Source organism: Dyella flava (assembly GCF_016904955.1).
Classification (GTDB): Bacteria; Pseudomonadota; Gammaproteobacteria; order Xanthomonadales; family Rhodanobacteraceae; genus Dyella_B; species Dyella_B flava.
The window spans coordinates 96,794-114,494 of record NZ_JADIKE010000030.1; the positions used below are offsets into that span (position 1 = coordinate 96,794).

At 60.8% G+C, this 17,701-nt stretch carries 21 protein-coding genes; 9 read left to right on the forward strand and 12 right to left on the reverse strand.

Translation table 11 applies throughout. From position 1 onward, the window contains the following. Positions 1 to 226 precede the first annotated feature (226 nt). Entirely contained in the window at positions 227 to 598 is a 372-nt protein-coding gene (locus ISP19_RS06230; protein WP_204680496.1) for a hypothetical protein, read from the forward strand. A 38-nt stretch (positions 599 to 636) separates the two neighbouring features. On the opposite strand, the gene ISP19_RS06235 is transcribed toward ISP19_RS06230, so the two are convergent. Continuing rightward, positions 637 to 1,746 (reverse strand): SDR family NAD(P)-dependent oxidoreductase, encoded by a 1,110-nt coding sequence (locus ISP19_RS06235; RefSeq protein WP_204680497.1) that lies wholly within the window; start codon positions 1,744 to 1,746, stop codon positions 637 to 639. A gap of 385 nt (positions 1,747 to 2,131) precedes the next feature. On the opposite strand from ISP19_RS06235, the gene ISP19_RS06240 reads away from it, so the two are divergent. Further along, positions 2,132 to 3,034, forward strand: a complete 903-nt coding sequence (locus ISP19_RS06240) for a SphA family protein (protein ID WP_204680498.1) — start codon at positions 2,132 to 2,134, stop codon at positions 3,032 to 3,034. A 25-nt stretch (positions 3,035 to 3,059) separates the two neighbouring features. Here the strand turns inward: ISP19_RS06240 and ISP19_RS06245 are convergent, their stop codons facing one another. Continuing rightward, the gene (locus tag ISP19_RS06245) at positions 3,060 to 3,953 is read right to left on the reverse strand and encodes a LysR family transcriptional regulator (RefSeq protein ID WP_204680499.1); all 894 of its coding nucleotides are present in this window, start codon (positions 3,951 to 3,953) and stop codon (positions 3,060 to 3,062) included. Positions 3,954 to 3,984: 31 nt separating this feature from the next. Between ISP19_RS06245 and ISP19_RS06250 the strand changes: the two genes are divergently transcribed. The 5 genes from ISP19_RS06250 (at position 3,985) to ISP19_RS06270 (ending at position 7,840) form a co-directional block, all read left to right on the forward strand. After that, positions 3,985 to 4,131, forward strand: coding sequence for a hypothetical protein (locus ISP19_RS06250; RefSeq protein ID WP_204680500.1), 147 nt, complete (start codon positions 3,985 to 3,987; stop codon positions 4,129 to 4,131). Positions 4,132 to 4,296: 165 nt separating this feature from the next. Then, positions 4,297 to 4,965, forward strand: coding sequence for a peroxiredoxin-like family protein (locus ISP19_RS06255; protein ID WP_204680501.1), 669 nt, complete (start codon positions 4,297 to 4,299; stop codon positions 4,963 to 4,965). Between the two features lie 249 nt (positions 4,966 to 5,214). Beyond that, a complete protein-coding gene (locus ISP19_RS06260) occupies positions 5,215 to 6,309 on the forward strand; it encodes an MbnB/TglH/ChrH family RiPP precursor modification enzyme (protein ID WP_204680502.1) in 1,095 nt (364 codons plus the stop codon). 293 nt (positions 6,310 to 6,602) lie between these two features. After that, positions 6,603 to 7,139, forward strand: coding sequence for a carboxymuconolactone decarboxylase family protein (locus ISP19_RS06265; protein WP_204680503.1), 537 nt, complete (start codon positions 6,603 to 6,605; stop codon positions 7,137 to 7,139). An 86-nt stretch (positions 7,140 to 7,225) separates the two neighbouring features. Then, a complete protein-coding gene (locus ISP19_RS06270) occupies positions 7,226 to 7,840 on the forward strand; it encodes a YkgB family protein (RefSeq protein WP_204680504.1) in 615 nt (204 codons plus the stop codon). Positions 7,841 to 7,869: 29 nt separating this feature from the next. Here ISP19_RS06270 and arsB read toward each other — a convergent pair whose 3' ends face one another. The 5 genes from arsB to ISP19_RS06295 all read right to left on the reverse strand — a co-directional run bounded on the left by arsB (position 7,870) and on the right by ISP19_RS06295 (position 11,304). Continuing rightward, on the reverse strand, positions 7,870 to 8,964 hold the full coding sequence (arsB, locus tag ISP19_RS06275; RefSeq protein WP_204680505.1) for an ACR3 family arsenite efflux transporter: 1,095 nt from the start codon (positions 8,962 to 8,964) through the stop codon (positions 7,870 to 7,872). Beyond that, entirely contained in the window at positions 8,954 to 9,460 is a 507-nt protein-coding gene (locus ISP19_RS06280; RefSeq protein ID WP_204680506.1) for an arsenate reductase ArsC, read from the reverse strand. Before ISP19_RS06280 ends, arsB begins: the two co-directional genes overlap by 11 nt. 1 nt (position 9,461) lies before the next feature. Further along, the gene (locus ISP19_RS06285) at positions 9,462 to 9,905 is read right to left on the reverse strand and encodes an ArsI/CadI family heavy metal resistance metalloenzyme (RefSeq protein WP_204680507.1); all 444 of its coding nucleotides are present in this window, start codon (positions 9,903 to 9,905) and stop codon (positions 9,462 to 9,464) included. Continuing rightward, positions 9,902 to 10,243 carry an ArsR/SmtB family transcription factor gene (locus tag ISP19_RS06290; protein ID WP_204680508.1) on the reverse strand — a complete coding sequence of 114 codons (342 nt, stop codon included), beginning with the start codon at positions 10,241 to 10,243 and terminating at the stop codon, positions 9,902 to 9,904. The genes ISP19_RS06285 and ISP19_RS06290 overlap by 4 nt, the downstream gene beginning before the upstream one ends. Before the next feature lie 479 nt (positions 10,244 to 10,722). Next, positions 10,723 to 11,304: a carbonic anhydrase gene (locus ISP19_RS06295; RefSeq protein WP_204680509.1), complete on the reverse strand. Its 582-nt coding sequence runs from the start codon at positions 11,302 to 11,304 to the stop codon at positions 10,723 to 10,725. A 222-nt stretch (positions 11,305 to 11,526) separates the two neighbouring features. Here ISP19_RS06295 and ISP19_RS06300 point away from each other — a divergent pair, with 222 nt between their 5' ends. After that, entirely contained in the window at positions 11,527 to 12,168 is a 642-nt protein-coding gene (locus ISP19_RS06300; RefSeq protein ID WP_284384704.1) for a methyltransferase domain-containing protein, read from the forward strand. Positions 12,169 to 12,307: 139 nt separating this feature from the next. Further along, on the forward strand, positions 12,308 to 13,093 hold the full coding sequence (locus ISP19_RS06305; protein ID WP_284384705.1) for a flavin reductase: 786 nt from the start codon (positions 12,308 to 12,310) through the stop codon (positions 13,091 to 13,093). Positions 13,094 to 13,314: 221 nt separating this feature from the next. On the opposite strand, the gene folE2 is transcribed toward ISP19_RS06305, so the two are convergent. From folE2 to ISP19_RS06330, 5 genes are all read right to left on the reverse strand, one after another. Continuing rightward, positions 13,315 to 14,220: a GTP cyclohydrolase FolE2 gene (gene folE2, locus ISP19_RS06310; protein WP_204680569.1), complete on the reverse strand. Its 906-nt coding sequence runs from the start codon at positions 14,218 to 14,220 to the stop codon at positions 13,315 to 13,317. A 60-nt stretch (positions 14,221 to 14,280) separates the two neighbouring features. Next, positions 14,281 to 15,585, reverse strand: coding sequence for a S8 family serine peptidase (locus tag ISP19_RS06315; protein WP_204680511.1), 1,305 nt, complete (start codon positions 15,583 to 15,585; stop codon positions 14,281 to 14,283). Continuing rightward, a complete protein-coding gene (locus ISP19_RS06320; protein WP_204680512.1) occupies positions 15,582 to 16,217 on the reverse strand; it encodes an anti-sigma factor family protein in 636 nt (211 codons plus the stop codon). Before ISP19_RS06320 ends, ISP19_RS06315 begins: the two co-directional genes overlap by 4 nt. Beyond that, complete coding sequence (locus ISP19_RS06325) at positions 16,214 to 16,798, reverse strand: sigma-70 family RNA polymerase sigma factor (protein WP_204680513.1); 585 nt, start codon at positions 16,796 to 16,798, stop codon at positions 16,214 to 16,216. Before ISP19_RS06325 ends, ISP19_RS06320 begins: the two co-directional genes overlap by 4 nt. 74 nt (positions 16,799 to 16,872) lie before the next feature. Continuing rightward, on the reverse strand, positions 16,873 to 17,694 hold the full coding sequence (locus tag ISP19_RS06330) for a TorF family putative porin (protein WP_239556578.1): 822 nt from the start codon (positions 17,692 to 17,694) through the stop codon (positions 16,873 to 16,875). Positions 17,695 to 17,701: the final 7 nt, after the last annotated feature.

The following is a 17,701-nucleotide window of genomic DNA, read 5'->3' on the forward strand; positions in this document are numbered from 1 at the left end:
ATCCCGATCGGACGTTGCCGTGCAAATGCTGTGGCTTCCAGATCGACAAACATGTGTCGATGTATTGATCCGTGTGGCTAGAGAATGGTGATCGATGCGGGGTGTGTGCTTCAGTCATTTTTCATTTGTTGAGCGAGTGAGTGGCGTCAACTTTCGATCCGAAGCAAGCCTTATTCAGTTGCATTTGTAAATGCTATTTTTGGGGCGGAGAAGGAGCGCAGCTTGTATGAAACCACATGCGTGGCTGTTGGTGTTGTCACTCGTATGCTCAGCGGTGTTTGTCCAAGGCGCGGAGGCTTCTCAGCCTCCAAACCTCCAGTGCCTTGTCGGTCCGATAACCAAACAATACGGAAATACACCCTGGCTGGTGTATAGCTGCGACGACCACATGTCGGTGGTCATCGTTACCGCACCCAATAGTCCCGCGACACCCTTTTACTTTTTCTTCTACCGCTCCGATGGCGGATACAACCTGCGCGGAGAAGGGACGGGGGACAAGCACCTGACGGATGCAGCTTATGCCGAATTAAAGCTACTGACCGATGCCCAGATCATGTCGCTCGTGGCTGAAACGCAAAAGCTATCGGCCAAGAAGTAACGATCATTCTGGCAATGCCTTCTGGGCGCGACGGTGAATCAGAAGCGCTCGCCGACCATCTCCTCGCTCCTGGCCCAAAGCACCCCGGCGCGCTCCGGATCGACGGCGTAAGGCATGACACCAGGACTCATCGAGTTGACTGGTAGATTCACGACCGGCGACACCTGGCAGTCCTCGCAGAAGCGGCCGCCGATCTCGTCGGCGCGGGCAACGAAAGCGGCCCAGACCGAGGTCGCGGCGCGGTGGGAGATTGTCCGGTATTGGAAGGGCGCGCGCCCCTCGGCGGCCAACTGCGTGTTGATCTGTTCCAGCGCCTTGTCCAGTTCTTCAGGACTCATGCGCTGCTCGAGCTTGGACTTGATGACGCCCGGATGCAGCGCTGTTGCGCGTACCCCACGCGTGCGATGACGGCGATCGAACTCCACCGCGAACAGGATGTTGGCGGTCTTGGAGCGGGCATAGGCGATCATCGGGTCGTAGGGCTGGCGCTCGAAATTCGGATTGTCGAGATCGACATCGGAGGCGCGATGGCCAATCGATGCAACGACCACCAGCCGCCCGCCGGGCGCGATCAAAGAGGCGATGCGATTCACCAGGACAAAATGCCCGAGATGATTTATTCCGAACTGTGTCTCAAAGCCATCGGTGGTGTGTCCGAACGGCGCCTGGACCGCGCCGGCATTGGCGATCACCACATCGAAGGGCTGTGCCTCCGCAATCAACGCATCGGCGCAACGGCGCACACTTTCGAGCGAGGCGAGATCCAGGTTGATCAGCGTCAACCCGCCACCACGCGATGCGTGCGGTTGAATGCCAGCCTCTGCCTGCTCCGCTTCGAAGGGAGTGCGTGCGGTCCCGACTACATAGGCCCCATGGGCTACCAGGACACGCGCCGTCTCCACTCCAAGGCCGGCTGAAACGCCGGTGATGAGCACGCGCTTTCCGCGGAGATCTTTGCCTGAAAGAACGTCGTCTGCGGTGGACGTCGCTCCGAATGAGTTTGTCATATCACTGTTTCCCTCCATGGACACGCTGTTCTCGTCACAACCACGTAGCGTGTCGCGATGATCTTTGGTCCGTCCACATGTCGTGGCCTGGCTCGCGTTATTCAAGCATTCGTGCAGGTTGACCGGGGATTCCCTATCCATCACCAAGTGTCGTTGATCGCCTTGAACTCGATCTTTGCAAAAATCGTAAAGTAGCTTTGTGAATCGGCGTCTACAGACTGCGTGTCGTGCGAGATAGCATTTTTCGCTGGACGCACGCCATGAATGCATGTCCCCTATCGCTTGCCGCTGGCGCAGGCGTCCTGTACGCAACGCTCAAGGTCAGATTCCCGTAGCTGCCGCTTATCGCCAAGGTGGGCTTGTTCGGCGTGGTGCTCGCAGCACGTGCTGATGGGATGGGCGTTGCGCGCCGCCAATAACCTCGTCTCAAGATCACGCCAGCATGTTCGCATCGAAAATATTTCCGCGCGTAGCGCTTTACGCCGGCCGCGACCGCTTTTCCGCTCGCAGCCTGAGTGCTGTAGCGATGACCATGGTCGCGGCGGCTGCAATCGGTTCGCCGCCAGCCCGGGCAGCAACGCCCATAGCACTTCCCGCAGCGGATCTTGGCGAGACCAATATCCTTGATGGTGAAGCCGGGCCAGGAGCCATGTTCGAGGTGATCGGCTACGGGGCAGCGGCCAATACCCTCAAGGATGCATCGGGAAATAGCGTCAACGGAAGGAATCACCAGCAGATCTCTTCGTTGATTCTGCATCCGGTGTATATCGCGAACACGCAAATCGCCGGCGCCTATCCGGGTGTTGAGGTGCTGATTCCTTTTGCACATGTGCAAAATAATTTTGCAGTGCCGGGGACCGGTTCCGATACCGGCGCGGGAGATATCACCATTGCGCCCTTTCTGCAGTGGATGCCGCAAAACCCCGGCAAGGGATCGATTTCCGTTCGCGCGGCGATTCAGTTCACCATGCCAACGGGTGACTATCGAGCAAACGAGGCGGTCAACGCCGGTTACGGTGGATGGCAGGTTTCCCCGTATGTCGCCGCGACCTGGCGCGTGACAGACAAGTGGGAAGTGAGCAGCCGATTCATCGATGACTGGAGCAGCCCGGTGAATGGTCTTAACGCGGATGACGTGCCCGCGCGGCTGCGCGCCGGAAACTTCATGGTGCTCAATGCATCCGCGTCGTATGCGGTGACGCCGCAAGCCCGGCTTGGCATCGGCGGATACATGTTGCGCCAGATTTCGGATTCGACCGTGGATGGAGCGGCTGTCCCGGGTTCGCTTCAACGCGTCAACGCCCTCGGGCCGGTGACGCGCTGGAGCGGGGGACGATGGAATCTGCTGTTTGCCGCCTACAAGGAGTTTGGAGCCCAGAATCGACCCGAAGGCTTCAGCACTAATGTTCGTTTTCAGTGGTTTTTCTAAGGTGCCGAACCACGCCGTAGCAGTCTTAGCCCCCGTTCAAGGCTGCGGCGATGAAGTCGATGAAGACGCGCATGCGCGGCGGCATATGCAGCCGGGTGGCGAAAACGGCGTATAGCGCTATCTCGTCGCACTCGTAAGGCGCCAGGCATTCCACCAGGCGGCCATCACGCAGATCTTCCTTGATGTCCCAGCTGGCCTTCAGTGCGATGCCGCGGCCGTCCAAAACCCAGCCGTACATCACCTCGCCGCTGGTGGTCGACAAGGTGCCGCTGACTTGCAGCTCGCGCCGTTGACCGTCTTCCTCGAAAATCCACCGGTCAAACATGTGGCGGCCGCGTACCAACCGGATGCAGTTGTGCGCGAGCAAATCTTCCGGAACCTGCGGCGTGCCGTGCCGTTTCAGATAGTCGGGTGTGGCGCACACCACGCGTCGGCCGCCCAGCAACTTCCTGGCGATGACATTCTGCTCATTGGGCATGCCGATCCGTATCGCGATATCCAGTTCGTCTTCGAGCACTTCCTGACCCGAGTCGGAAATCACCAGGTGAATATTGATATCCGGATATTTATCAGCGAAATGGGTGATCATCGAAGCGATACGCCGGCGTCCGATCTGCGAAGGCGCACCTATCCGCAGGCCGCCTTTGGGAGAGCCTGCATTGGAAGAGGCTTCGGCTTCCGCTTCGGCAATATCCACCAGGATTTTCAAGGCCCGCTCGTGCAGCAAGGCGCCTTCATCGGTGAGCGTGAAGCGGCGTGAGGTTCGGCTGATCAGCCTTACGCCCAGCCTTGCCTCCATGGCGGAAAGGCGACGGCTCATCTGGGGCGTCGAGGTGTTCCAGCGCCTTGCCGCTTCGGAAAGGCTGCCGGCCGCCGCCAGGTGCACCAGGAGGCGAAGATCGCTGACTTCGTCTTGCATGGGCGTATCCGTCTTTTCGCTGGATGAAAAGATGCTAGCAAATTCGGCCGGTGGCTTTCCGGCGATGGTGGGCAACGTGCCGTTCCTGATGAAGGGCCTGGTACTGCGGGCGGTATTGATGTACCCATTGAAAGAAGACGTGGTTGGCGCGCTGGCCTGCGAGGCCGACAGGGCTTGAGCCTGGATCGCGCTGAGGGCCGGGGAGTGCAAAGCTCCCCGGTCGCAAATACATCACCGGGCGCATGAATTCCTGCGAGGAATGAGAGCTATGTGTACCCCGTGGGTTCTCCCAAGTGCGGCTTGTGTAGACCATAGCGTCAACCCACAAGAGCGCTAAACCACCATGTCTCTTCAAGCAGCCCTAGACGCTTTCAAAGCGGATTTCCGCGCAGGCAAGCCGCCGTACAACACACCGCCCGAGATGCTTACCATCATGGACCGTGCCACCGACGAGCTGATTGCTTCGGGCCAGACCACCCGGGCAGCCAAGGTGGGTGACAAGGCAGCTTCTTTTGTGTTGCAAGATCGCCACGGTCACGCGGTTTCTTCCCGGGAGCTGCTGGCCAAGGGGCCCCTGGTCGTGAGCTTTTATCGCGGCGTGTGGTGCCCGTACTGCAATCTCGAGTTGCAGGCGCTGCAGGCCGCGCTGCCGATGATTCAACAAGCCGGCGCGAACCTTGTGGCGATTTCGCCACAGCTGGCGGTTAACAGCCAGAAGTCGGAGCGCATCAATCAGCTCACCTTCCCCATTCTCAGCGATCCGAACAATCAGGTGGCTGACAGTTTCGGTCTGCGCTATGCGCTGCCGGATTACCTCGTCGAACTCTACAAGCAGAAGAAAAACAATCTTCCAGCCTTCAATGGCGACGACAGCTGGACACTTCCGATTCCGGCGCGCTATGTGATCGCCCCTGATGGCACCATCGTGTACGCGGAGGTCAATCCCGATTACACGCAACGCCCCGAGCCGGAAGACTTGCTCCCGGTGCTGAGCCGGTACAGCGGCAGCTGATGGCTGTGGAATAGCGTTATCGCGGTACGGGTCGATTCCGGCCGTAATTTCCGGACATTCCTCGGCTTTTTGCACGGGGAATGCCACCGGTTGAGTGAGGGCGTTCGCGCCCATTCGCACATTTCGCACAATGGCGCCGTCTTTGTTCAAGAGCCGGGAGCTGCCATTGCGTAAGCTGAATCACGTCGAATAAGCCCACGCCTGTCACGCGTGACGATAAGCCGATGCGTCGAAGCGTGCGGCGGCGTCATGAACTCAATGACGAAATGGTTCAGCGCAACGAACGATTTCGGCAGCTTGAGCGTCCCTTTCCGGCAACACCAGATGGAAGGAACAGAGATGTCACCGATAAGGACGCTCCAGCCGAAGAAGCCAGTTACGAATGTGCCGCTCTCTGAACCCCCCTATCCCCGCAGAAGCGGTACGTTCAGCGAGAGGCCTATCCCTACGCAAGCGGGGATAGGCCTCCGCACCTTGCACCATCAACAGATCATCGAGCGACGGAGCGCTGGCGCATGGCTCGAAGTCCATCCCGAAAGCTACCTGGATCGCGGTGCGCTATCCGATGATCTGGAAAAAATTCGCCAGGAGTACGCGCTTTCCTTTCACTGTGAAGGGCTATCACTGGGGTCGTCGGCGGGACTGAATCCATCTTACCTTTCGGCGCTGTCGGGGCTCATCGACCGCTTCAGGCCGACGTTGATATCGGCTCACTTGTCAGGCAATCAGTTCGGCGGGCTGCATGGACCGAACCTGGCTCGACTTTCGAATATCAAGCGCGCGCTCGACGTTGTCGCGGCCGATATCACGCGATGCCAGGACATCCTGGGAAATCAGCTGCTGCTGGAAAACCCTCCGATGTGCTTGAATGCCTCGGAATCTTCGGCGTCCGAGCCGCAATTCCTGGCAGAGCTTGTTCGCCGGACCGGATGTGGCGTCCTGCTCGATATCAATAACATCTACGTCAATGCGCGAAACAGGGGGCAGGCCCCCGCGAAAACGCTTGCGCACTATCTGGCTTGCATCCCGGCGGGATCCATTCTCGAAATCCACCTTTCCGGACACTCTGTTTACACGGCACAGTCAGGCGCCAGGGTTTATGTGAGTGATCACGGATCTCCCGTTGCGCCACAAGTGTGGCGATTGTTCGAGCAGACCGTCGCGGCGTTGGGTCAACGGCCGACGTTGATCGAATGGGACATCAACATTCCACCCTTGGGACTGCTTGAGATCGAAGCGGCGACCGCGCAATTTGTGCTCGATCGCGAGCATTTCAAAAATTTGCATCAGGACCCATCGGTTCCTACTGAAGCGAACGCTTCTCGACGGAATCCTGTTTGGTAAGTGGCCTGACCGGCGCCATCTCGTCATCGCTCTTCGGGGATGCCCACGTGGGTTGAGCGCGTGGCGGGCTTCTCTCCGTGCCGCCGGGTTTTGCCCGTGGAGGCAAAGCATTGGCCACACCACCCGCCACTCAAAAAGTGAGCGGGTTCAGTGACGCGGGCGCTTCCCCGGGCTCTCCACGGGCGTCATTGCTTGATGATACTTTCAAGCATAAAAGCAAGATTTCTTAGTATTAAAAGAATCACCCCAGAATCCTAAAGTGACTCCACCTCAACACAACCCTGGAGTCACCCATGTCACGCATTACCACCCCGGCCGTCGAAGCGGCCACTGGCGCCACCGCCGAAGTCTTCGAGCAGATCCGCAAGGCCGCAGGCAGTGTGCCCAATACCTTCGCCGCCATCGGCGCACTGAATCCGACCGCACTGAAGGCCGTGCTGAACGCCGACGGCGTGTTGGCCGCCGGCAGCCTGAGCAAGCAGGATCAGGAAACCATCAAGGTGATCGTCAGCGTCGTCGGCGGTTGCGACTACTGTGTCGCCGCACACTCGCTGCTCGGCAAGATGACCGGCCTCAAGCCCGACGTATTGGCCAACATCCGCGCCGGACAGCCGACCGGTGATGCAAAGCGTGATGCGCTTGCTCACTTCGTCCGCATCCTGACCCAGACCAGCGGCACGATCGCCAAGGAAGAGTTCGACGCGATCAAGCGCGCCGGCTACACCGACGTACAACTGGCGGATATCAGCCTGGCCATTGCGATCACCGTCTTCACCAACGTGTTCAATCGCATCAACGACACGGACATCGACTTTCCGCTGGTGAAGTAAGTGCGTTAGCCCGAGAGGGGAGCGCAAACATCGCAGCGCTCCCTCTCCCTGTGATCGTTCCCGAATTTCATCTGAGGTACTCAACCATGAGCAACGTCAATCTACAAAAGGCCGGCCCCACTCGGCTCGCCGCAACGCAAGCAAAACCCGAAGCCGCTGGACTGTTGGACGAAGCCGTTGTTCGTCTCTCGAACACATCGTTGCTTCGCGGCAACGTCGGCTATCACATCGTTCGCGCGGCGATGGTCTTTACGTTCCTGATCTTCGGTTATCAAAAGTGGTTCAATTTCGAGGTTCACCAGATCGAACCGCTTATCCAGCATAGCCCCGTAGTCTTCTGGCTGATTCCAGCCTTTGGCCTGCGCGGTGCGGGTTTCTTCCTTGGCACCACCGAATGGCTGTTCGGCTCGCTGATTTTCCTTGGATTCTGGAGCCGCAGGGCGGGCATCCTGGGAGCGCTCGGTTCCATCGTCACCTTTATCGGCACCGTCACCATCATCCCGTTCCTGCCGGATGCGTGGGCAACCGAAGCCGGTGGTTTTCCGCTGATGCATCTGCCGGTCGCCTTCCTGATGAAAGACATCCTTTACCTCGCCGTATCGTTCTATCTGTTCCAGCAAGATCTGAAGCGCGAAGCCAGTGTGGTAGCTCCGCGCATCCGCCGGCAGCAGATCGTGTCGATTGAAGATCGGAAGAGCTGAGAGCAGCAAGCGGTTGCCGATGCGCGATCTCACATGGTCGGATCGCGCTGGTTTATCGGCTCATACCGATGTTCGAACCATGGCTTTGAATGACGCACCACGTGAACGACAGAGAGCATCACCGGTACTTCCACCAGCACACCGACCACGGTGGCGAGTGCGGCGCCGGAGCGTAGGCCGAACAGGCTGATCGCCGTGGCCACGGCCAGTTCAAAAAAATTGCTGGCCCCGATCAATGCAGCGGGGCCGGCCACGCAATGCGGCACCTTGGCCCAGCGGCTCAAGCCATAAGCGATTCCCGCATTGAGATACACCTGCACGATGATCGGCACCGCCAGCAGCGCAATCACCAGCGGCTTGGCCACGATCGCCTCGCCCTGGAAGCCGAACAGCAATACCAAAGTTGCCAGCAGTGCTCCCATCGACCACGGATCGAGCCTCTGCAAGCTGCGATCCAATCGTGCCTGACCACCCGAACGCAGCAAGGCGCTTCGCCAAACCTGCGCAAGCACTACCGGCACCACGATGTACAGCAGCACCGACAGCAGCAACGTGGCCCACGGCACCGTGATCGATGCCACCCCCAGCAGCAAGGCCACGATGGGCGCAAAGGCCACCACCATGATCGTGTCATTGAGCGCCACCTGGGCCAGCGTAAAGTTGGGTTCGCCATCGCACAGCCGCGACCACACGAACACCATCGCCGTACAGGGCGCCGCCGCCAACAGGATCAGGCCGGCGATATAGGCATCATGTTCTTCGGCCGGCAGCCAGGTCCCGAAGACATGCCTTACAAACAGCCAACCCAGGAAGGCCATCGTGAACGGCTTGATGGCCCAGTTCACCAGCAGCGTGATGCCGATGCCGCGTACTTGCCGGCGTACGCCGGCAAGTTGCGCGAAGTCCACCTTGAGCAGCATCGGCACGATCATCAGCCACACCAGGCCCGCGACCGGCAGATTGATCTGTTGAATCGCCACGCTCGCCAAGGTCTGGAACAGCGCGGGAAATGCATGCCCGAGAACGATCCCCGCCACGATGCACAAAGCCACCCACAGCGTCAGGTAGCGCGCGAACAAACCCATGCCCGATGCAGGCGCTGCTACAACCAACTCAGCGTTCATGTTGTCCCTGCTGACCGATACCGCGCAGCTCGCCCTGGATGGCGATGCGATCCAGCTTTTCCACCGGAAGCGAAACCAATAGTTCGACGCGTTGACGCAACGTCGCCCACGCTGACTGAAAAGCATGCCGCCGCGCGGCTTCCGATTCCGTCACGGCAGCCGGATCGGGGACACCCCAATGCGCGGTGATCGGTAGACCGGGCCAGATCGGGCAGACTTCGCCCGCGGCGTTGTCGCAGACGGTGATGATGAAATCCATGTGCGGCGCACCGGGCGTCGCGAATTCGTCCCAGCTCTTGCTGCGCAACGCTTCGTGATAGCCCGCTTCCCGGGCCAGTTCGGCCGCGATCGGTTGCACCTGGCCGCTGGGAAAGCTGCCCGCGCTATAGGCTTTGAATCGCCCCTTGCCCAGCACATTGAGCAGCGCTTCGGCCATCACGCTGCGCGCGGAATTGCCGGTGCAGAGAAACAGAACGTTGTACGGTTGAGTGTGCATATCAGCAGCACGCTCCGGCCGCACCAGGACCACAGCAGCTATTCGCCGGTGCGGCAGCCTCCGAGCTCACTTTCGTATACGTCGTTGCTTCACCGAAGGTATGGAAGGTTTCCCAGTGCACGCCTTGCGGATCTTCCGCCCAAAACTTGTCGGACTGCGCATAACAACAGGTCGTGCCCTTTTCGGCGAGCGCCACGGCGCCGGCCGCGTGCAGCCGCGCACCGATGACCGCGAGTTCACGTTCATCGTCCGCCTGCACGCCGAGGTGATCGACGCCGGCAGGACGACCGCGTTGCGAGATGGCGAAATTCACGCGTGGATCGTCCAGCATCCACTTCGCATAGTCGGGATTGACCACGTCGGGCGCGACGCCGAACAGCGTGGTGTAGAAGCAGATACTGTCGTCGAGCTGGTCGACATTCAGGTGCACATGGAAGCGTTTCATGGCGTTTTCCGGGTGGGCTTGCAGGAGGAAGCCGGCTTGCAGTTTTTGCCGGGTGAACCGGTACAGCAGTTCTCGGTGAGAAAGCCGAGCAGGGCATCCATTTGCGTGTAATCGGCGCGGCACTGGATCACCCGGCCACGTCGCTCATCCGTGACCATGCCGGCGCGACGCAGGATGTTCAGATGATTGGTCAGCGTCGCTCCGGCCAGTCCGGTGGCTTCGACCAATTCACCCACCGCCATGCCTTCATCGCCGGCTTGCACCAGCAAGCGGAACAGATTGAGGCGGTGTTCGTGGGCTAGGGCGCTGAGGCACTCAAGGGCGATCTTTGATTTCATATTTCCAGAATAGTCGAAATATATGGTGCTGGCAAATCCGGCGAAATTAAGGCTCCGCAAAAGGCTTCAAGAACAGGGCCGGGTTCAGATGTTCCGTTTTCCGTCGTCCCGGCCTGCGCGCCGCGCCTCACTTCCTGCATCACCTCGTCGACACGCACACCCCGGCGTAGGGTGGATTACGCGTGTACGTATGAGGGCGGCCATGCTGGCTCGCTGGGAAGAGGACAGTGCGCTATTTCCGGCACGTTGGCGGGAAACAATGTGCCGTTTTTTCGCAACAACAAACCGCTACGCACGCGATGCGTGGGTTGGGTAGGTTGGGTTAGCTCCGCGTAACCCAACGATGGTTATCGCTTCGATGTAATTCCGTTGGGTTACGCGGAGCTAACCCAACCTACCCAACCTACGATGCTGCGCGCCGCCTCTCACTTCCTGCATCACCATCAAGCTCCGCTCGACCCGCTCGCTTATACCGACATCTATGCAGGAATATCGCGCACCACCTCGGTCAATTTGCCGGTACTGATTTCGTAGAAGAAGCCATAAAGCTTGACGTGCTTGGGCACCGCCGGGCTTGAGCGAAGCAACGCGACATCATGCTTGAGCGACGCCTCGTAATCCATGATGGCAAGGCTGTCGTGATCAAACATCGTCGCGATATCAGCGTGATAGTGATCACGGAACTCACCGATCAGCAGCTCGGGCGTCAGAGTCGTCGTGCCGCAGAACGAGTGGTGAACCACGACGACATTCTGGACGCTGAATAGATAGTCCATGGCCGCCACCGACTCCAGCGCGAAGGCGGCGCGTCCACCCGCGTTGGTCTCGGAAAATAGTGTCCGTGTGTGGCCAATCCGATTGCCCGCTTCGTCGAGAATGTTTTCGCCCGGATAGACCTCGTCCCCAAAATACTCGGCGACGGCCTTTGGGATTTCGACTGCCCGAGGGTCAAAGCAGTGGATCACCAGCGTCTTCATCGGGATGGCTTCATTCGCGCCATGGAAGGCGTTCATGTCGAACCCCGGTTGTTTCCTGTACTCGTAAGCGCTGAACAAGCTCATGTTCTTTCTCCACAGGAGTGAGACTGCACACAGATCCCCCTGCTCGGCGATGTGCCGATCGTCCAAAGGTACGCCGATTCCGCACTGGGTGTGCAGGCAATCCGAAGGCGGTGCCAGGAAAGGCTCGCCAGGCGTAAGACGCGACATCGCGCTATGCAGTTCTGTCCATTGAACAACCTTTTAAGAACTGGCCCGCACTCACCTACAGGAGGAATTCACAAGGTGGTCGGTGACGTGCATACGGGTGAGCAATACCACGCAATCATTCAGGCCTCGCCGCGCGATCGGCGGGTGCGCGAACGGTTTCAGAACATGGCACTGAACCTGCTTGCCGAAGGGGCGCAGGTGCTCGATCTCGGTGCGGGCACCGGTATCGATGCCAAAGTCTATGCCGCTAACGGCCATCCCACCTTCGTCTATGAACCGATGGCGGCGATGCGCGACTACCTGGCGCTGTATTGCTGCGACGAAATCGCCAACAACACCGTGATCAAGCTTGCCTCGCCCCGCTACTGCAAGGTGCAGGCGGTCACGGCAAACTTTGCCGTGCTCAACCATTTCGCCGATCACACCGCACTGTTTGAAGACTTGTCGCTGGTGGTCCAGCAAGGCGGTTTTGTACTCGCCTGCATGCTCAATCCCTTTTACCTCGGTGACGCACGCTATGGCTGGTGGCGCCATAACCTGGTGAATCTCGTGCGGCGTGGCCGTTACGCCATCACCAGCGAAAGCGGTATCCATCGTTTTGTGCCGCGCGTGGTAGCGCAGGCCGCCGCGCCGCACTTCCGGCTGGAACGCCTCACGCCGAGCGGTTTTGGCTGGGCCACCCAGCTTTATATGTTCCTGCTCTTGCGGAGGGTCTGAGATGTGGAGGGATTGGGTCAGGCCGATCGTGCGCCCGCTGCCGCAATGGTCCACCGTTGCGATCGCGCCGTCGTCGCAAGGGGTTACCGCCACCCTGCATTGGGACGGCAAGTCAGCCGATGTCACGCAGGACCACACCGTGGCGTCGCTCAAGCCGCTGCTGATCGCCACCAGTGTCGATGCCGGTCACCACGCCGTGCTCGAATACTGCGACAGCGTGACGGGAACAACGCTCGGCGTATTGCGCCTGGTGCGGGCGACCTTCATCGCGGTGGAAGGAACGCCACTTTTCCTTTATCGCATTGCGGCAGGTCAACATCGCTGCCTGCACTGGCCGCGCCGCGCGTGGAATGCATGGCTGCAGAATCGGCTCATGCTGAAAAGCCGCGCGCCGCACCATCTGGCGATGGAGCCGGCCGCAGTACAGCAGCTGATGATTGCCTATCTGTGTCCACGGCCGGTCGTGCTCGTCTCGGTCGGCGCACCCGATCACCAGAATATCTTCCCGATGGATTTGATTGGGCCGCTGGGACGAAGCGGGCTGTTTTCGCTCGCGCTACGCAGCACCAACGTGTCCCAGCCGGTGATGCGCGATGTGCGCCGAGTGGTGCTGTCGAGTGTCCCAGCCGCAATGAAGTCGGTGGTGTACAAGCTTAGCGAGCATCACAAGCAGGCGCTCATGGACTGGAGTGCACTGTCGCTGCCGGTGCGGCTATCGCAACAGTTTGGTATTCCTGCCGTGGCTGAAGCCTTGCGCATTCAGGAGTTGCGCATCGTGCAAAGTCAGGAGATCGGTTCGCACACCTTTTTTCTGTGCCGAATTGTTTCGGATGAGAATTTGGCGACTGGAACGCAGTTGCATCACACGGCGGGGTTTTATCAAGCGTATCGACGGCGGCGGAATAGGGCGTTTGCGGAGGTGTGAGGCGGCCTTACATTCTCGTCTTCCCCCTCGCCGTGACCTTCACGCTTCTCCGCCGTCATCCCCACGAAAGCGGGGACCCATTTTGCTCTGGCTCTTAAAGCAGCATGGATCCCCGCGTTCGCGGGGATGACGGCCAAGAGGTGCGGAGATGCCGGCCACGCAAGTCAGAGCATCCTTGCGGTGTTCGCCCATGCTGCTCCGAATCCCCGCCAGTAACCACTTCACGCAGCGGCGAAGTCACCCTTGCTCACATATGCCACCGCGTCATGAGGATGCAGGCTCTCCTGATGCTCCAAACGCACATGGAAGCCGGCAATGCTGTCATCGGCATCGAGCACACGCTGGATGCGACGCGCGGCATCTTCGCAGAACATCAGGTTGCCGCCATTGGCCAGCGCGAAAGCTTGCTCATCTTCACGCTTCACCGCCGTCTGCACCGGCGTGCCCAGCGCGTGCTCCACCCGATCAAGCAGGCCGATCAGATTCAACCGTGCGCCGTCGACAAAGCGCACCCGCACCCGCGCCACACTGCGCTGCGCATGCGGCGTCGCCACGATGCCTTGCTCGCTGCCCAGCCACGCCAGCACCGCCGCGTGATCCAGCGGCTGGCCGGCGTCGAAATCCTGCGTGAACTGCTGCTGGATCAGCTGGCGCGACAACGCCGCCGAGGCAGGGCAGGTGGAGGAGTACACCACTTCCGTACCCAGCTCGATGCGAAAGCCGTCGGCACCCAGGTTGGCCTCGATCGAAACCGGATACGTACGCCAGCCGCTGTGTTCGCTGCGCAGCGCGCCGCGACGCACCAGGTGCTGAAAGCGGATGTTGATGCGTGCGCGATCGGCCAGGTCCTGGTGCGAGACCAGAAAGGCGCGCAACAAGGTTTCGAGCATCGCCGCGTCGACCGTACAGGTGCTCAGGTACTGATCCACCAGCAGGTACAGGCGCGACATATGGATGCCACGACGGTCCGGCCGGGTGAGATTGACGAAGGCGCCGACCTGGGCAGGGCTACGCTGTACTGCGCCATCGCCTGCATCGAAATGCACCGGCGCTTCGATACCGTTCATGCCCACCCAATCCAGCGTGCCGGCCAGATGCAGTTGCGACTGTATGGCGACGTCCGGCATCAGGCCGACGGTGTAGGCGATGTTTTTCACGAGGTGATTCCGGATGGATGGCGCGACAGCTCAACGATTGGTTTTTTGCATATGGCCCAGCGCTGTCACCGCCGCCGCCGCGTTCACCTGCAGCACGCCATGCGACGTTTTGCTGCTGCGTAACAGCAGATCGTGCACGGTGCGGGCATCGAGTCTGGGCGAAAGCGACAGCAATAACGCGGCAATGCCGCTCACGTGAGCGGCAGCCATGGACGAGCCGGAGGTGAAGTCGTAACCGCCGCCGGGTTGGGTGGTGAGAATGTCGTTGCCCGGCGCGCTCAAGACCCCGGGCGGTGCCGGCGATGCGCTGCTCGTGCGCACTACAATCACACCCGGTGCGTTGTCGGGAAATCCATCGACCGCTCCGCTCGGCGGCAGCGCCGCCACCACGATGCGGCCCTGGCTCAGCAAGTGATCGAGCAGTTTGCCGAGCAGCGGGTCGGCCGGTCCGCCCAGGCTCAGATTGATGATGCGTGCATTCGTGTCGATGATCGCCGCCAACGCCTTGGCCAGCGTGAACGAATTGCAGCGCGCACCGCTGTTGGGCAGCTGCGAATACCAGCACGCCTTGTAGATGCTGACGATCGATTGCGGCGCGATGCCGACGATGCCCCGGTGGTTGTCGCCATCGGCGGCAATGATGCCGGCGACTTCCGTGCCATGGCTGTCGCGGTTGAACGACGACGCGTTGTCATCGACCTCGTTATGCGTATCGCTGATGCGGCCCCGCAGATCCGGATGCATCGTATCCGCGCCGGTATCGACAATCGCGATATGCACGCCCGCGCCCTGGCTGGTGTTCTGGGCGATCGCGGCATCGGTTTCCACGAAACCGCGTTGCAGGTTGACGTAGGGATCGTTGTACGGATGCGCGTCCTGGGCGTTGTCCGAGTAGACGGCGTAATCCTGCAGCGGCTGCACCAGTTGTACGCGATCGTCCTTGGCCAGCGCCTTGATCACGCTGTCACGCGCGACGCCGGCCGGCGGCTCCAGCACTACGCAATAAACCTGCAACGCCTTGATCGGCCAGCCCGCGACTTCGTGCAAACCATACTGTTGCTTCAGCGCCGCCAGATTGGAGACAGCACGTTCGCCCGCACCGTAAAGCGCGTGCGGGGTATAGCCCAGCAGACTGGAACCGGCGTGGGTCGACGGCGGTTCGATCGGGTTGGCCACTGCCAGCACGATGTCGCGCTGCGGATCCATGGCCGATATGTCGGGGGCCGATGCATGGCCGACATCGCTGGGCGGATCCTGCGGCGCTTCGGACGGCGAGTGCGCGCACGCGCTCAACAAGGCTGCGAGAGCGATGGAAAGGAAGAAGCCGTGTTTCATGGTGTGCTGACGATGGGCTCCGCCAATCGGATGCCTCGCACGGCACGCAGCTGTTGCAAGGCCTGTTGCGTCGTTACCGTGGAACTGGTCGGCGCGACGGTGTAGGCGCCGACATCGTTGGGGCCGCCCACCACCTGCAGGCGCAGCGAATGCAACAGCGCGTTCCAGTCGGTCAGGCTCATGCCGGTATCGGGCACGACCCGGATGGAGCCCGGCGCGACCGGCGCCGATACCTGGCTCAGCGTGTGATAGGCCGGTGCTTGATCCGCCGCCAGAAACTTCACTCCCAGCGCGCCGAGGGCAATCGCCTGCAACACGACGGCCGCGACCAGGCCACGGGTCAGCCAGCCGCCGTAACGCAGGCGATGAGGGGTCTGCTCGCGTTCGGGTGCATCGATGCGCTCCATCAGGTGCTTCAAGCCGGCATGCGCGTCGAGCTGAAGATCCGTCGGCAGCGATAGCGCGAGCCGCAGGCGACGCTGCTGCTCGAATTCCGCGCGGCACGATGCGCAATGGGCAAGATGCTGCTCCAGCCCTGCGCGTTGTTCCGGCGTGGCGCTTTCTTGCAATACCCAGGGCATCGCCTCCCAGGCGCGGAGACAATCCTGGCCGGTATCCATGGGGTAGGTCATGACACGCTCTCTTTCAAAACTTTGGATTCACCCGCCAACGCGGGAAGCACGTTGCGCAGCTTGACGCGCGCATGAAACAAGCGTGCTTTCACCGTGCCCACCGGGCACTGCATGATGGTGGCGACATCGTCCAGGGAATGGCCGACGCCGTAGACCAGCTCGACCACCACGCGCTGATCCGCCGACAGGCGATCCAGGCCCTTGGCCAACCAGTCGCGCAATTCGCGATCCTCGTCCGGATCCGTCGACGGTATGCGGTCTTCCGGCAGCGCGTCGTCCTCCACCGGTTCGTCGCCATGCAAGCGCAGCGTCTTGAGTCCGCAGCGATAGGCGATACCCATGATCCAGGTCGACACGCGCGAATCACCGCGGAACTCGCCGGCTTTCTGCCAGACAATCCAGAAGCAGTCGTTGACCACTTCTTCGATGACGTCCGTGCGCCGGGTCAGGCGCGACAGAAAACGGCACAGGCGACCGTGATAGCCGTGGTAGAGGGTGGACAGCGCTACGCGGTCGCCCGTCGCCATGCGCCGGAGCAGCATGCGGTCATTGGCGTCGGCGTCGAGAGTCGCTTCGTTCATAGGTCTAAAGGAGTCGCCGGGTAGCGGCGGTTTCCAGGTATGTACCGGATCGGCGGGGAAAGGTTGCCGTTGAATCAGAACGACCAGGAAACCGTGCCGACCCAGGGCTGGGTAACCAGATTACGCCCATATCGGGGTATGACCGGATCGGTGGCGATGCGATCCAGTTCCACCCGCCACGCGCCGTAGCTCCAGAGCAGGCCGGCATGCCCGTAGCCATACACGCCGGCACCCGGTCGGGTGCTGTAAGCGTATGAATCATAGGGCGAAAACAGGCGCTGGGCGACCCCGGCGCCGAGCGACAGGGAGAAATGGCGGACCAGCGGCCAGTGGAAGTCGACATCGGCGGCGCCGCGCGGATCATGGTGGTTGCCATGGGTCAGGGTGAAGGCGGACAGGCCAAACGACAGGATGTCCCTGTATATCCAGCTGACGCCGGTTTCGGTTCGATCGAACAGCCGGGCGCGGGAATCGCCGGGATAGTCGTAGTAGAGCAGGTCGGCCTGCATCTGCCATGCGCTGGACAGCGACCAGTAGTGCGACACCTGGCCCAGCGCTTCGGAAAGATGCCCGGGCGAGCGCACTTCGGTGGCGCCGGACAGGCCCAGCGACCAGCCCGACGCGGACGTCCAGGCTGCCGCCGCCTGCACAATGGGCGTGGCCGGCGTCACCGCCAGCCCGCGATCCACCAGTTGGGAGCTCAATCCCACGGTGCCGCTGATCGAGGACGATTGCGCGTGCAGCGGCGTGGACAGGCACGCCATCACCGCCAGTAACGTACACAACTGACCGATCCGGATCAGCGCAGCACCCCGCTTGCGGAAATCACGCCGAGCACGCCGGGCAAGGCCACGGCGCACAGTGACTTCAGCGCAAAAAGGGCAACGCTCCTTCATGAGGATC

Coding starts and splice junctions, on each gene's coding strand:
- ISP19_RS06230 (WP_204680496.1), top strand. CDS start 227: ATGAAACCACATGCGTGGCTGTTGGTGTTGTCACTCGTATGCTCAGCG.
- ISP19_RS06235 (WP_204680497.1), bottom strand. CDS start 1,746: ATGGATAGGGAATCCCCGGTCAACCTGCACGAATGCTTGAATAACGCG.
- ISP19_RS06240 (WP_204680498.1), top strand. CDS start 2,132: ATGACCATGGTCGCGGCGGCTGCAATCGGTTCGCCGCCAGCCCGGGCA.
- ISP19_RS06245 (WP_204680499.1), bottom strand. CDS start 3,953: ATGCAAGACGAAGTCAGCGATCTTCGCCTCCTGGTGCACCTGGCGGCG.
- ISP19_RS06250 (WP_204680500.1), top strand. CDS start 3,985: ATGCTAGCAAATTCGGCCGGTGGCTTTCCGGCGATGGTGGGCAACGTG.
- ISP19_RS06255 (WP_204680501.1), top strand. CDS start 4,297: ATGTCTCTTCAAGCAGCCCTAGACGCTTTCAAAGCGGATTTCCGCGCA.
- ISP19_RS06260 (WP_204680502.1), top strand. CDS start 5,215: ATGAACTCAATGACGAAATGGTTCAGCGCAACGAACGATTTCGGCAGC.
- ISP19_RS06265 (WP_204680503.1), top strand. CDS start 6,603: ATGTCACGCATTACCACCCCGGCCGTCGAAGCGGCCACTGGCGCCACC.
- ISP19_RS06270 (WP_204680504.1), top strand. CDS start 7,226: ATGAGCAACGTCAATCTACAAAAGGCCGGCCCCACTCGGCTCGCCGCA.
- arsB (WP_204680505.1), bottom strand. CDS start 8,964: ATGAACGCTGAGTTGGTTGTAGCAGCGCCTGCATCGGGCATGGGTTTG.
- ISP19_RS06280 (WP_204680506.1), bottom strand. CDS start 9,460: ATGCACACTCAACCGTACAACGTTCTGTTTCTCTGCACCGGCAATTCC.
- ISP19_RS06285 (WP_204680507.1), bottom strand. CDS start 9,905: ATGAAACGCTTCCATGTGCACCTGAATGTCGACCAGCTCGACGACAGT.
- ISP19_RS06290 (WP_204680508.1), bottom strand. CDS start 10,243: ATGAAATCAAAGATCGCCCTTGAGTGCCTCAGCGCCCTAGCCCACGAA.
- ISP19_RS06295 (WP_204680509.1), bottom strand. CDS start 11,304: ATGAGCTTGTTCAGCGCTTACGAGTACAGGAAACAACCGGGGTTCGAC.
- folE2 (WP_204680569.1), bottom strand. CDS start 14,220: ATGCCGGACGTCGCCATACAGTCGCAACTGCATCTGGCCGGCACGCTG.
- ISP19_RS06315 (WP_204680511.1), bottom strand. CDS start 15,585: ATGAAACACGGCTTCTTCCTTTCCATCGCTCTCGCAGCCTTGTTGAGC.
- ISP19_RS06320 (WP_204680512.1), bottom strand. CDS start 16,217: ATGACCTACCCCATGGATACCGGCCAGGATTGTCTCCGCGCCTGGGAG.
- ISP19_RS06325 (WP_204680513.1), bottom strand. CDS start 16,798: ATGAACGAAGCGACTCTCGACGCCGACGCCAATGACCGCATGCTGCTC.
- ISP19_RS06330 (WP_239556578.1), bottom strand. CDS start 17,694: ATGAAGGAGCGTTGCCCTTTTTGCGCTGAAGTCACTGTGCGCCGTGGC.